Annotated in this window: 13 protein-coding genes; 4 read left to right on the forward strand and 9 right to left on the reverse strand. The window is 53.9% G+C overall.

Annotation, left to right across the window (positions count from 1 at the left end; translation table 11 throughout):
* Nucleotides 1–20: 20 nt before the first annotated feature.
* From radC to ACRESJ_RS06055, 5 genes are all read right to left on the reverse strand, one after another.
* Nucleotides 21–518, reverse strand: coding sequence for a RadC family protein (radC, locus tag ACRESJ_RS06035; RefSeq protein WP_431757095.1), 498 nt, complete (start codon nucleotides 516–518; stop codon nucleotides 21–23).
* A gap of 52 nt (nucleotides 519–570) precedes the next feature.
* Nucleotides 571–1,491: a hydrolase or metal-binding protein gene (locus ACRESJ_RS06040; protein ID WP_431757096.1), complete on the reverse strand. Its 921-nt coding sequence runs from the start codon at nucleotides 1,489–1,491 to the stop codon at nucleotides 571–573.
* A gap of 106 nt (nucleotides 1,492–1,597) precedes the next feature.
* Nucleotides 1,598–2,602, reverse strand: a complete 1,005-nt coding sequence (locus ACRESJ_RS06045; RefSeq protein ID WP_431757097.1) for a YqaJ viral recombinase family protein — start codon at nucleotides 2,600–2,602, stop codon at nucleotides 1,598–1,600.
* 81 nt (nucleotides 2,603–2,683) lie between these two features.
* On the reverse strand, nucleotides 2,684–3,652 hold the full coding sequence (locus ACRESJ_RS06050; RefSeq protein WP_431757098.1) for a DUF932 domain-containing protein: 969 nt from the start codon (nucleotides 3,650–3,652) through the stop codon (nucleotides 2,684–2,686).
* Nucleotides 3,653–3,723: 71 nt separating this feature from the next.
* A complete protein-coding gene (locus tag ACRESJ_RS06055; RefSeq protein ID WP_109787620.1) occupies nucleotides 3,724–4,053 on the reverse strand; it encodes a hypothetical protein in 330 nt (109 codons plus the stop codon).
* A 691-nt stretch (nucleotides 4,054–4,744) separates the two neighbouring features.
* Between ACRESJ_RS06055 and ACRESJ_RS06060 the strand changes: the two genes are divergently transcribed.
* The 4 genes from ACRESJ_RS06060 (at nucleotide 4,745) to ACRESJ_RS06075 (ending at nucleotide 7,937) form a co-directional block, all read left to right on the forward strand.
* Complete coding sequence (locus tag ACRESJ_RS06060) at nucleotides 4,745–5,437, forward strand: YagK/YfjJ domain-containing protein (RefSeq protein ID WP_431757099.1); 693 nt, start codon at nucleotides 4,745–4,747, stop codon at nucleotides 5,435–5,437.
* An 83-nt stretch (nucleotides 5,438–5,520) separates the two neighbouring features.
* On the forward strand, nucleotides 5,521–5,931 hold the full coding sequence (locus ACRESJ_RS06065) for a helix-turn-helix domain-containing protein (protein WP_431757100.1): 411 nt from the start codon (nucleotides 5,521–5,523) through the stop codon (nucleotides 5,929–5,931).
* Nucleotides 5,932–6,242: 311 nt separating this feature from the next.
* Nucleotides 6,243–6,446, forward strand: a complete 204-nt coding sequence (locus tag ACRESJ_RS06070) for a helix-turn-helix transcriptional regulator (RefSeq protein ID WP_228389621.1) — start codon at nucleotides 6,243–6,245, stop codon at nucleotides 6,444–6,446.
* 12 nt (nucleotides 6,447–6,458) lie between these two features.
* Complete coding sequence (locus ACRESJ_RS06075; RefSeq protein WP_431757101.1) at nucleotides 6,459–7,937, forward strand: YfjI family protein; 1,479 nt, start codon at nucleotides 6,459–6,461, stop codon at nucleotides 7,935–7,937.
* A gap of 209 nt (nucleotides 7,938–8,146) precedes the next feature.
* Here the strand turns inward: ACRESJ_RS06075 and ACRESJ_RS06080 are convergent, their stop codons facing one another.
* The 4 genes from ACRESJ_RS06080 to ppa all read right to left on the reverse strand — a co-directional run.
* Complete coding sequence (locus tag ACRESJ_RS06080; RefSeq protein WP_431757102.1) at nucleotides 8,147–9,094, reverse strand: hypothetical protein; 948 nt, start codon at nucleotides 9,092–9,094, stop codon at nucleotides 8,147–8,149.
* 206 nt (nucleotides 9,095–9,300) lie between these two features.
* A complete protein-coding gene (locus ACRESJ_RS06085) occupies nucleotides 9,301–10,542 on the reverse strand; it encodes a tyrosine-type recombinase/integrase (protein WP_431757103.1) in 1,242 nt (413 codons plus the stop codon).
* A 442-nt stretch (nucleotides 10,543–10,984) separates the two neighbouring features.
* Nucleotides 10,985–11,734 carry a S24 family peptidase gene (locus ACRESJ_RS06090; RefSeq protein WP_431757104.1) on the reverse strand — a complete coding sequence of 250 codons (750 nt, stop codon included), beginning with the start codon at nucleotides 11,732–11,734 and terminating at the stop codon, nucleotides 10,985–10,987.
* 228 nt (nucleotides 11,735–11,962) lie between these two features.
* Nucleotides 11,963–12,396: inorganic diphosphatase (gene ppa, locus ACRESJ_RS06095; RefSeq protein ID WP_431757105.1), on the reverse strand; the 434-nt coding region annotated here is incomplete at its 5' end.

Here is a 12,396-nt window from a genome sequence, read left to right on the forward strand (position 1 = left end):
GGGCGATGTGAGCATAGGCGTTACAGGTAACCCCGCTCAGCCAATGATACGCAGCCTTCATGACCTACAACGATGTGATCCAATATCCGGGTGCCGATCATGTTAAGAGCGTTCTTGAGGGTCGTCGTCAGCGTACGATCGGCTTGGCTAGGCTCGGGGTCACCGGATGGATGGTTGTGCACCAAGATCACGGCTGCGGCATTGTGCTCCAGGGCGATCTTGACCACTTCCCGCGGGTACACGCTAGCACCGTCCAGCGTGCCTCTGAATAGCTCCCGAAAGCTGATTACCCGGTGTTTAGTATCGAGCAATAGCAAAGCAAAGACTTCTTGCTCGTGGTACTGCAGCAGTGTTTGCAGGTGGCTGAAGACCTGCTTCGGCTCTGTCAGTGCCCGGCCTTTAGACAGGCGATTCATTGCCAGTTGTTGCGCCATACGCAGGATGTCAGCTTCGGTGACAGGGGATTCCATTACGTAGGTGCCGGATGCCTCTCCAGCCCGGAGTTTGTGATATTTCATGACGGTATTCCTGTACGAATAAGGGAGCATGCCGGGAAGGTTGAAAAGGGCGTTATTGGGCCGAAGCTCTGCTGTGGTGCTGCGTGGCTTGCGACTCCAGCTTTTGGGTGAGTGAGGGTTTTGCAGGCGTTGCCAGTTGGGCTTGGGGCTCTACTGGGTTGGGATGATCGTCCAGGGCGGGAAAGAACTCCTCGACGACGGCACCGGTGTCCTCCTCGCTGTCCTCAAAGGCCCCATTGTTAAAACCCTGCTGGGCCGCGCGATCCAAGGCGCTCTGGTCAAAACCGGAGGCTTGCCGGGCTTCATCCAATCGCTTGGCTTCCAGCAAAGCGTCTTCTAGGCCCAGGCCACTGCGCACCGTGATGTCCACGTAGAAGATCGGCGTGCCATGGCTCTGCCGGGTGGATTTGCCACGCAGACGCAGCTCCAGCGGCAGACAGGCCAAACGATTGCCGGAGACGGCTTGCAGGTAATGCATACGTGCCGACAGAGTGCGGATGCTGTTAAAGCCGGTAGTGCGAAAGACAAAGCTGCCCAGTGGATCATCATCGCCAATCACCACGTTCAGCCGTCCGTAAGGTTTGCAGGCACTGCCTTGAGCCAGTGAACAGCCATCGGGTGAAGGACAGGGCAACGATTGCATGCCGTCCTTGGTCAGACGCTTGCAGGTCTCACCATTGCCGACGCACAAAGGCCTGCCAGTGTTTCGATCGAACAAGCTGTAGTCTGCACGAAAGTTCAGGTCCGGTTCGTTGAACAGCAGCCGAATCGGAATGCTGCGCAGCTTGCCGTCTTGGCCCTGGCGCAGCTCTTCGTTAAGAGGATGCAGCAACCAGCCGTCGCGGTTTTGTACCTGCGAAGTAAGGGTGAACTGATCATCTTTCTCCGGCAGACGCTTGCCGTTTTTCTCGATGACTTTGCCGATGGAAATGCGCCCGAGCACGGGCGGGGTGATAGCCAGACCTTTGAGCATGGGAGTTCTCCTGTATCTGAAATAAAAACGCCACCGAGACGGCGCAAACGGCCAGGGTGGCGTTGGAGAGAAAGGGCATGGGAATAAGGGAGAAGCGAGCAAGCGTTCAGGCCAGCAGAAAACGCCGACTGCCGGTTTTTGTGGTTGCGTAGCGTACTTGCAGATAGGGTTTTTCTTTCAGTAGGCGTGGGATATCCAGGGCCATGCTGTCTTTGGCTTTCTTCCAGGTAATACAGCCGGTGGCGAAGGTCGCCCGGCTGGCCTCGCCCATGGCCTGTTGCAATGTTTGCTTGAGCTGGGCTTCCTGCTTCTCCTTCCGAGCAATCGACTCACGTACGCTCTGCAGTGCGGTAAAGGTCGTACAGAGCTGCATGTCCTGGCTGAAGTCCACGTCCTGCCCACTGTCCTGTGGATACAGGCAGCGCAACGCTTGCTCCGCCGAGGCAGATCCGTCTGCTGGTGGCGGGGTATCACTGACCACGTAATCCCAGAACAATCGCTCCAAGTCGACCAGCCGAGCAATCAGTGAGTCGTCGCGTTCGATACGATGGATTTCCAGGTGCTGACCACCGAGCAGTACCGCCACATCAGCGGCCTGCTTACCGGTGACGGCGAGCTGGTGCATGACTTGCAACTGCACATACTCGGGCACACCTTCTTTCCAGAGGCGTGCGCCGTTTATGCCAGCGGTTTTACATTCGAGAATCTGCACGTCTGAGGCGCCGATCACCTCACGGTCGATGTTGGCCAGCATCCAGGGCAGCTTGGGATCAGGATGCTGCAGCACCGCATTGACCCGGCGGACCCGGTGACCACTGCGCCGGGTGTAATGGGTTGCGACAATCGGCTCCAGGATGTTGCCCCAGTAAGCTGGGCTTTCTTCATCCTGTGGATCGATCTTGGGCAGTGCGCTGTCACGCCCGGTTTTCTCCAGCCACAGCTCCAGCTGGGATTTGTAAGGATTCAGGCCCACGGCAGCGGCGGCATCCGAGCTGCCGATACCTTGTTTACGCACGGCCAACCAGTCCTCACGCGGCAGTTGTTTAGTCCCCACTAGGCGTAAGGCAGGACGGGGTTTGCTGCTGGGGTGTTGCAGAGTTTGTGTGCCCATGATGTTTTCCTGTGCGGCATAAAAAACGCCCGGCCAGCAGAAGCTGACCAGGCGCTTTAATGATTAAGTAAGTGAGTGGAGCTAGGCGGCGAGTTGCAATGCAGCCTGCAGGGCGCGTTGTTTGATGACAGCCCCTTGGCCAAACCAGGCCGAGTCCATGCGGTATTCGGTACTTCGGGCACGCCGCTCGTGATCAACGTATTCGGTCACCGCATTGAGCAAACCCCAGGCGGTTCCTTGAGCCGATACCAGTGTGGCGCCACGTCCCTGACCTTCATACAGGCTCTGCACCTTGCGCAGCGCCCGCTCGTTAGGAAGTACTGCGGGTAACGGACTGTTGGGGCTGGCATCACACAATACGTTCATGAAAAACCCCAAGGCCTCGTGCCATTGAACCTTGCGTTCAGACAGGATTCGCATGCGGTGCATGAAGTCGTCCCACTGGGATACGGCTATACCTAACTGCTTCTTCACCACTTGCGGATCAAAGCGGGTGTTGTGCGGCACCTTGATCGCGCGGGTGGTGCCATCCAGAGCGATGGTCAGCGTGTTATTGCAGACCACCCGTACCGTGGTCGGGGTGGCGGTAGTCGCCAGTGTCCCATCACAGGACGTCGCCAATAGCAGGTAGCCATTGACCTGATCGTTGCCCTTCAAAGCAGTGGCTTGGCCAGTGCGGGCCAATGCCCAGAACTTGCGGCCACCCTTCAGCACGCCAGCGGTTTCCAGCTCGTAGCCGGAGACTTCGGTCAGATCCCGATAGAACTCCAGGACTTCACGCGGTTGAACAATTTGGTAGCGGTTGGAGACCACAGACAGCGCAGCTTTGGTGTCGGAGCGATAAAGCACTTTTTGTTCCGGGAACGAGTGAATGGTGCCGAGATGACCGACAGCATCTGCCATGAAACGCACGGGCGATTCTTGAATCTTCCAGTCCATGCCTGCTTCACGCTGCCAGACTTCGAGCGGTTGTTGGGGCGACAGGCAACTGCCCAGGCCATGCCAGGGCGTTGCGCCAACGTAAGCCATTTGTTCGATGAGGTGAGCCATGGGAATGATTCCTTGCGAATGAAGGGAAAAGAGCGTCGTTTCATCAACAAGCGACGCCTGTTCACAACGGCTTAACGGTGGACGCTGAAGCTGTAACCACACTGCAGGCACTGGTAGTTGTTCAGCACCTTGTCGTCCATCTGTGCGCCCAGCGTGGACCCGGCTATCCCGCCAGCCACGCCGCCAAACAGTCCCCCGAGAAGTGCACCAGCAATACTGCCAATGGCGATCCCTACTGGCCCGCCGACCACACCCAACACCGCACCAACTTCTGCGCCCGACAGGGCTCCGGCGGCACCACTGGCCGCGCCGCCCGCAGCACCAATCAACCCTCCTGCTTGTTTGCCAATATTTTTCGTAACGACACGTCCAGAGTTACAGCTGGGGCACGGGGTATACATATTCAGATCCTCTAAAGTGATGAGCTTGTTTGCCCAAAAGCAGGCGTATCCCCGACAGCATTAGATACCGTGGGGCGTTCATCGGAGTGATATAGGTCTGAGATTATTTTGATTGAACTCATATCGGTTGACTGCGCTACGGCAAAGCCGTGAAAAACCAGCTTTTTGGAACCCTCAACGACATGAATACGGCAGTGCTGTAAGTTTTTACAGGTCAGCGGTATGGGATGTCTAAATAACTAAAAGCGCTGATGGCACACAGCAATCGACTCATACGCTTTATTCTGAATGAAAAATGGAATCTTTTTAGAGTTGAATAAGTGGATATTCTTATTGTAGTTCTGGGGATTGAATTTTCACTGAGCCTATTTCTCGGGGTTTTTTGCAGGTACGGCATTGCTGTTGTTACGGTTAAAGTAGTATGTATCTAGCACGCTCTGTAATTATGACTAATAATCAGCATAGTTGTCATTGAGTGTTGAGTCTTCCATAGCACTCACCTGATGGGTGTGTGCTGATAGATACCTACAAGCCTAGCTCGCCATAAGCAGCAATAACGTATGGCGTGACTACAAGTCAAAGCCCTTTGAAAGTTGTTATCAGCGTATAAGCCGAAGCAAGGTGCCGAATTGCACCTGGTGTTGTGTTCCTCCCGGTGGATCCTTAATGCACTGCCTACAGGAAATCGATCATGTTTCAGCATCAACCCAAACGTCATCCCAGCAATACTAGTCTGAAGTTACATTACGATAATAAATACCGTGGGTTTGCCGTGCAGCAGCAGTTGGCCCATGGTCCGTTGATTGAGAACTACCTAGAGCGTGGCTTGGAAACTTTGCAGCACTGTCTCTCGGTACAGTCCCGTACCTTAGTCTGTCGGGTGGATTTACGTTATCCCGTTGGGTTGATGCCTTCCGATGCGCTCATCAGCAATGAAGTAATGACTCGCTTTTTCTACCAGTTAAATAAAGAGTTGGCTTGGGCGGAGACTAAGTACTCGACTGAAATTCGCTACATCTGGTGTCGGGAGCGCAACAGCAGCGAGGCGCCCCATTATCACCTCATGGTATTGCTCAACTACGACGCCATTGGAGGCTTAGGTAACTACGGGCCTAGCGCAGACGGCACTTACAGCAGGGATAACTTGTTTCATCGCATCGTGCGCGCTTGGGCCTGGGCAATTGGGTGTGCTGCACACGACATGTCAGGGTTGGTGCATGCCTGCCAGGACAAACTCAGTGGTCAGGTTTACCAGTGCATGGAGCGGCGCTTTCCTGATTCGATCAAGCCGGTGGTCTACGCCATGAGCTACTTGTGTAAGGAATACAGCAAGTCACAGGAGCTGAGGCAGGGCTTTGCAGTGTTTACCACCAGCCGAATCTGAGTACGGTCAGATAGGTGTTCAATATGCCTATTGTATGGTGCGGCAATGCCGCACTGTTCCTCACCAGAAAAGGAGTCTTTCGCATGAGCTACAGCGAGCATTGGCGCCGTGAGTTTCTCACTCGGCACCCTGAGTATGAAAGTCAGTCACAGGTAAGTTCGCAAGAGGCAGTGCAGCCGCCTGCGCCTGTAAGTTTCGTATTTCCCTTATCTACTTTTACAACGGCTAACTCTGAATTCTCGAATCAACTTCCTCAGCAAGGGCCCAGGAGACAACATATTCCCACGCAGGACCGCTCGATATCTTCAGACGTCCTCAGGCAAGTATGTTGTTTGCGCCAACGACTGAAGCTAACCCAGCAGGGGCTCGCCAAACAGTTGGGGATCAGCTCTCGCACCCTGCAGGACTGGGAGCAGGGGCGCCGACAGCCAAGCGGACCTGGTAGGGCCTTACTACTGCAATGGGTTGACCAGCAGGCGGCTCATGGCTGCTGAATTATTCAAGCGAAGGGTGCAGCCGAAAGGGGGGCTTGAGCGGATGTAGGGGGGAGTGCGGCTGCTATTTTTGCTATTAGTAGCAGGAATAGCAGCTGCAGTGGACCCTGGCAGATTCGATGGGGTGAAATCGCCAAGCACAAAATGCACGGCGATGTCTATAGATCTGCTTAGGGGGATGTGGCGTTTAGCACCTTCGACGACTTGGGGGTGGCAGGGGCTTTAGAGTCCTTTTCATCGAATCCGTAGCCGAAGAGGGTGTAGAAATGATCAAAGAAAACAGTAATAAACTAATGTTAAGAATTTTGCGTATGCGGCAGTTGCGAGAGCGTCTCGGGCTGAGTACGTCGACCATCTACGATCGCTTAAATCCAATGTCGCCTAGGTACGACTGCAGTTTTCCCAGACCGATTAAGTTGGGGGCGTCAGCTGTAGGTTGGATTGAGGAAGATGTTTGTCGGTGGATTGAGTCCCGAATTGCAGAAAGCCGAAATGTTTACAGCGTGAATTCTTGAGAGGGGTGGTTTATGAATTTTTCTAATGGTGTGTCAAGTTGGCTTCCTGTCCCAGGTGGAGCATTTCCAAGGTCTATGGCTTTGCCGATTATCGGGGCCGCAGTAGATGAAGCTGAGCGCAATATAATGGCCCCTCGGGCACTTATTTATTCAGCTGCGTTGCCAGCCATGGCGACTGCGGCTCAAGCTTCAATTGATGTCTGTAAACCAAATGGCCAAATCGGTCCGGTATCAATAATGGTGCTCACGGTGGCCAACTCTGGGGAGCGAAAGTCGACCGCAGAGAATGTATTTATGGGAGGCGTTCGGCGCTTTCAGGATGAGATGGATGTGATTTATCAATCAGAGCTCTCTGATTGGCGTGCGAAACAGTCGATCTGGGACGCTCGTCGAAAGGCTATCTTGAAAGAAACTCTACTATTGGATCAGTCGGAGGGGGGTGATCCGAATAAACAACTCATGGAGCATCAAGCCTGTGCGCCGATCAAGCCTAGGCGCTTCAAGTTGCTGTACGAAGATGCTACGTCGGAAGCTTTGTTTCTTGGGTTGCACCAGAACATTCCAGTAGCTGGACTTATCTCCAGTGAGGGCGGTGGCGTGCTGACGGGTAAGGCATTCAATGACCTCTCAAAACAGAATGCGCTATGGAGCGGGGATACCATAACGGTTGATCGTGTGTCGGCTGAAAGTTATGAGGTCAGAGGACGGTTGACGGTATCGTTAATGGTTCAAGAAAGTTCCTTTTTTAGCTATATGGAGAAAAACGGTGAAAAATCACGTGGGTCTGGCTTGTGGGCTAGGTTTTTGGTTTGCAGTCCAGAGTCTACTCAGGGGACTCGGTTTATTACGGAAGGCGCCGCGCGCTGGGATTGTTGTGACAGGTTTTCTGAGCGCGTCGGCGAGATCCTTAAAAGCAGTGTTGAGTTTCTAGCTGACCCCAAGAAGCCGAAGTTGGTGGTTAGGTTTTCTCTGGCGGCGATTCACCGGTGGGTCAGTATTTTTAATGGGGTGGAGGCGCAGATTAAGCCGGGAGGGCGATATTTTGGTATGGGGGATCATGCTTCCAAGTTGGCAGATAATATCGCCAGGGTTGCTGCTATATTTCATTTCTTCGAGAAAAAAGATGGAGACATAGCTGTGGAAACCTTGGAGGCAGCTATCGATGTTTGCTTTTGGTACTCCGATGAGTTTTTACGGATGTTTTCATTGCCACCTCAAGACGAAGCCGATGCTCTGGAATTGGATGATTGGTTGCAATTAAAGCGTGAGTCCGGTGAGCAGTTTGTGGCAAAAAACTTAGTTCTGCAAAAGGGACCTGGTCATTTGCGAAAAGTGAAGCGTCTAGATCCTGCTATTGAGGTACTCGTAGCGCAGGGGAAGGTGTTGATGTGTAAATTTGAAAATGTCACATACCTTAATCTTTTTCCTGAACGCTCCATGAGCAACATGAATACTAGATGTGTTCTTGCTCCTTTTAAACCTTCAATTTAGCGGGTGCATAGGGCCGAATGGTGTCGTGTAGCCTAAGGAGAAAGCTGGTGGATATATTTTGGCGCGTTTGGCTATGACAGAATGGGTCTACCGCGTCTCTCCTAACCTCAATCTCTCGAACCGCCCGGTGCGGACCCGCATGCCGGGTGGTGTGGCAGGGGAGCGGCCAGTGAATGGCCGTCCCCTATGCCGATTTAGATTAATATCTCTCATTGGGCGTTTTGAATGACGTCATCTACAGACCGGGCCTCTGTTAGCCGCTCTAGGTAGATTTGCAGTTGATCCATATCGCCAGTGGTCTCCAACGTTTCAATTGCTGACCTCGGCAGCGCTCCAAAGCGCTGCTTAAGTTGCAGAGCTAACGCTGTTCTCACGCCCTCAATCCGTCCCAAGGTACGTGCCGCATCGAGACTCATCTGGCGCGCTTCTTCCGTATCCCGCATGGGAAACGAGTGACGCAGGATATGTCCGAGTCTCTGACGGTCTGCCTGACGTTGGTTACCTCGCTTGCCATTATTGGAAAAACTAATCAGGAGTTCGAGCACCTCTTGCTTCAAGTCGTCGAGATTAGAGATATCCAGTATCTGGAACTCGCGGTTGGCATTGTAAATACGGGTCGCCATCGCATCGGCTACGTCTGTCTTATTTCTATTCGATAGTCCGGGGTTGTTATGGAGCATACCCTTGACCATGGTGTTAATAAGTTGAGAGGCCATCTTGCCGGAGGGCTTCATGTTTTTGGCATGTCCCCCCTTCGCGCCGCGCACGCTGTAATGTTTGCCCTCTAGGTTCTTGAGTGCTTCTAGCATCGCCAGGTGCCGATTGGCCAGCATCAAGGACGTGATCATATCCTGCAAGTAATGCTCATAGGCGGCGGTTGGGGCCGGCGTACTCTGTGGTGGCAGGTGTTTGTCGTGGATAAACTGCACATAGACTGCTTGACGCAGCGCAGTATCGGCATGTTCGACCAACTGTTCTTCAATCGCGACTTGGCCCTGCCGGATAGTCAGGTCGACCTGTTTATCCTGGCGAGGTTGTATCTCAAAACTTTCCATCCTTTCATACAGCGACTGCAATTGTTGATTTCGTGCAGGGGGAGGGGTGCCTAGCTGATTGAACACGCTCTCTACGACATTTCCAGCTTGAGTGAGCAGCATTGCCAGCGTGCCTACGTTCGGTCTTTCTGGGCTAGTCTGGCTGTAATTGCGGAATGACACGGGCACACCCTATCCTGGATTGAAGCGATAGAGTAGCAGCGATGTTTAGATGAGGGTGAATCACGTTTCTCGTATGGGCATATGCTCTTTGTGAGCAGGTATCTATTGGACTGCTGCTGCGTCGTAGTTACCTGTAAGCGCCGTCCCTACACATTGGCTGCGTGCTGCTCATGAGTGGGCTCTTGCAGCAGATCCTTAGAAGTTAAGTAATTGGCCCATCTGCCCATTAGGGCGCGTCGCTTGTCGAGAAAGTCAGTCCGAGAGTAGGCTCCCTCAGTCTGGTCGCGTTCGTCGTGAGCGAGAGCCATCTCGCAAACCTCGCGCGGGAATTGAGTGCATTCTCCCGCCCAGTCTCGAAATGATGATCGAAAACCGTGTCGCGTGACTTGTTTGTATTCCATGCCATGCAGAAGCGTTCTTACCGCGTTTGCATGCATGACCCCAGTCTTGCCCTGGCCAGGAAAAAGGAAAGGGCTTCCTTCATCTTGCGGAATGCTCTTCACCAGCTTTACGACTTCCTCGGCAAGCGGGATTACGAACGCTATACGCATTTTCATACGCTCATCTGGCAACGACCATGTCCCAGCTTCCAGATCAAACTCATCCCAACGTGCAAACCTCACCATGTGGGCGCGTGCGCTGGTCATGATCAGTAGTTGAGCGGCCAAGGACGCTGGTGTGGTGTTTGCGCTGAGTTTAGCCATCAGAGTGGGTACGTCCTGCCACCGCAATGCTTCAAAGTGCTCACGCTTCCGAGCCTTCTTCTTTTCAGCACGACTCAACAGATTGTCTAAATGCCCGCGCCAGCGAGCAGGGTTCTCACCTTGTCGTAGATTGCGTGCCTTGGCGGCGTCCAGGACTTGTTCGATCTGCCCGCGTACCTCGTCGGCGGTTCTAGTCTTAGTAGCCCAGATGGGTTGCAACACCTTGAGCACTTCGCGAGTTCCGATGTCTTCTGCTGACAGCTTGCCTATGTGATCGAACGCATACAGCTCCAGCTTTCGCAGCCAGCCTTTACGCCATTTATCCGACCATGCCGCGCCGTGAGCATCACGGTATTCCGTTGCGAGTGTCTCGAACTTCAGTTGCTTGGCTTCACTTGCACGCTGGGCTTCCCGTTGAGCGGCGCGCTCTATGTCGCGAGCGGCTAATGGGTCTATGCCGTCACTCAATTGGGTGCGTTTGGTGCTGGCATCTTGTCTGGCTTTCTTGAGACTGACCTCAGGGAATGAGCCCAGGCCCATCTCTCTGCGACGGCCTGCCAGCTGGAAGCGAAGTAGCCAGGATTTACGTCCGGTAGGTTTGACGACCAAGCGAAGTCCATCACCATCTTCATAGGTGCCAGGTTCGGTCAGGTTTTCGACTTGTTTCGGATTCAGCTTACCCATTGGATTTCCCCTGTCGTCCGTTTTGTCCCCCCACCTGTCCCCCCACTTCATCGTCGGATGAGGTCAAGTGGCGTTGAATGCCATCGGACAGGATAATGCCTGAAACCCCCGGAATAGCTAAGCTATCAGGAAGATTATCGGATGGGATAGGATTATTTCGGACAATTAAAAAGCCGGCTTGTGGCCGGCTTCTCGGGGACTGGCTTGGTTCATTTTTGGTAAACCGCGCCAGCCTTCAAAACGTACATCCGGATCTTGCGTCCGGCTGCGGGACTCGGCGAGAAAATCATCTGCCTTGTCGGGGCGATACGAGCCGCTGGGCGGGTCGATGCGCAAATGTGGGGCGCAGCATACGCAGGTTTGACGAGAATTCCCAGCAGGAAGTGCCAGTCAGAGCCAATTGGCCACTGTCCTTGGGGGCTCGCAGCGGCGTTTCGTCTGCTCAAAGAAACGGCAGAAGTGGCCTGCGTTTGTTCAGCGTTGACCACCAGAACACCCACCCCAGTACCCGAATGTTCTGTTCCTCCATTTGCGCGGGCCTTAAGGTTTCATCCGGATATTCGTCGCGGCTATGGCTGCGCAATCGCAGCGAATTTCCTGGCATGCGATGCAGGTATTTGATTCGCAGCATGCCGTCATGTTCGATCGCATAGATTTCGCCATCCACAATTTCGGTCAGCCCACGGTCAATCGCCAGGATGGAGCCGTCTTCGATTTTTTCTCCCATGCTGTTACCAATCATATGGGCGCAGATGGCGTCGATGGGGTTGATTTCCAGGGCTTCGAGGTGGCTGCGCGGTAAGCGAATGAAGTGTTCGCGGTCTTCGATGACGTGGGTTTTGTTGGACCCCGGCGCTGTGGCCACTTCTTTGAAGAACGCTAGTTCTACGTCGGTAGGTTCGACCACGGTGTAGACACCGCGAATGGCCTGGGCGTCGTACGTGCTGCCGGATTCATCGGCCAGGCGCAGGTGCGCGGCGTCTTTCGGGCCTTCGCCGGTTTTCAGCCATTCGCTGTTGACGGACAGGATTCTGGCGACTTCTTCCATGCGGTAGGCGGGCACGCCGCGCTTGTACCAGTTGTGGACGTTTTGTGCCGCTTGCGTATTCAGGAATACGCCGAATGCCGTCGTCGAAATGTTCGCCTCTGCGAGGAGCTTTCTGAGTCGTGGACCGCTAGTGTTCTTTTTCATGAGCGCGAGTCTACTGGCGCTGCATAAGGCTTTGAATCAACGTGCCGTTCAAATTTGGCGGGAAATTTAAGACGGGATGTAAGACGTATTTGTGGGAAATTAAACAGAAAAAAACCAAAGCGACCCGCTGATAAACAGGTTGTTTAAATTGCTTTGTAAGCGCCCATAAAAAACCCCGGATCTCCGGGGTTTTTCTTGCCACTTGCAGGCATAAGCCTGCAGTCGCGCTTAGCCTTTGTAGGCAGCAACCGACTTGGTGATCGCAGCACGGGCGGCGTCTGCGCCGTCCCAGCCTTCGATCTTGACCCATTTGCCTTTTTCGAGATCTTTGTAGTTCGCGAAGAAGTGCTCGATCTGCTGAATCAGCAGAGCTGGCAGGTCGGTGTATTCCTTCACGTCGACGTACAGCTGGGACAGCTTGTCGTGTGGGACTGCGATGACTTTGGCATCGCCGCCGCCGTCGTCGGTCATGTTCAGGATGCCGACTGGACGCGCGCGGATCACCGAGCCTGGAGCAACCGGGTAAGGGGTCACTACCAGCACGTCGAGGGGATCACCGTCGTCAGCCAGGGTGTTCGGGATGTAACCGTAGTTGGCCGGGTAGAACATTGGGGTGGCCATGAAACGGTCAACGAACAGGCAATCGCTGTCTTTGTCGATTT

This window comes from Pseudomonas sp., assembly GCF_050739655.1.
Lineage (GTDB): Bacteria > Pseudomonadota > Gammaproteobacteria > Pseudomonadales > Pseudomonadaceae > Aquipseudomonas.

What these genes read in the sequence shown, in the direction of transcription:
- ACRESJ_RS06070 (WP_228389621.1), top strand. Translation starts at nt 6,243, where the DNA reads ATGCGGCAGTTGCGAGAGCGTCTCGGGCTGAGTACGTCGACCATCTAC.
- ACRESJ_RS06060 (WP_431757099.1), top strand. Translation starts at nt 4,745, where the DNA reads ATGTTTCAGCATCAACCCAAACGTCATCCCAGCAATACTAGTCTGAAG.
- radC (WP_431757095.1), bottom strand. Translation starts at nt 518, where the DNA reads ATGAAATATCACAAACTCCGGGCTGGAGAGGCATCCGGCACCTACGTA.
- ACRESJ_RS06050 (WP_431757098.1), bottom strand. Translation starts at nt 3,652, where the DNA reads ATGGCTCACCTCATCGAACAAATGGCTTACGTTGGCGCAACGCCCTGG.
- ACRESJ_RS06040 (WP_431757096.1), bottom strand. Translation starts at nt 1,491, where the DNA reads ATGCTCAAAGGTCTGGCTATCACCCCGCCCGTGCTCGGGCGCATTTCC.
- ACRESJ_RS06045 (WP_431757097.1), bottom strand. Translation starts at nt 2,602, where the DNA reads ATGGGCACACAAACTCTGCAACACCCCAGCAGCAAACCCCGTCCTGCC.
- ACRESJ_RS06065 (WP_431757100.1), top strand. Translation starts at nt 5,521, where the DNA reads ATGAGCTACAGCGAGCATTGGCGCCGTGAGTTTCTCACTCGGCACCCT.
- ACRESJ_RS06090 (WP_431757104.1), bottom strand. Translation starts at nt 11,734, where the DNA reads ATGAAAAAGAACACTAGCGGTCCACGACTCAGAAAGCTCCTCGCAGAG.
- ACRESJ_RS06075 (WP_431757101.1), top strand. Translation starts at nt 6,459, where the DNA reads ATGAATTTTTCTAATGGTGTGTCAAGTTGGCTTCCTGTCCCAGGTGGA.
- ACRESJ_RS06080 (WP_431757102.1), bottom strand. Translation starts at nt 9,094, where the DNA reads ATGCTGCTCACTCAAGCTGGAAATGTCGTAGAGAGCGTGTTCAATCAG.
- ACRESJ_RS06085 (WP_431757103.1), bottom strand. Translation starts at nt 10,542, where the DNA reads ATGGGTAAGCTGAATCCGAAACAAGTCGAAAACCTGACCGAACCTGGC.
- ACRESJ_RS06055 (WP_109787620.1), bottom strand. Translation starts at nt 4,053, where the DNA reads ATGTATACCCCGTGCCCCAGCTGTAACTCTGGACGTGTCGTTACGAAA.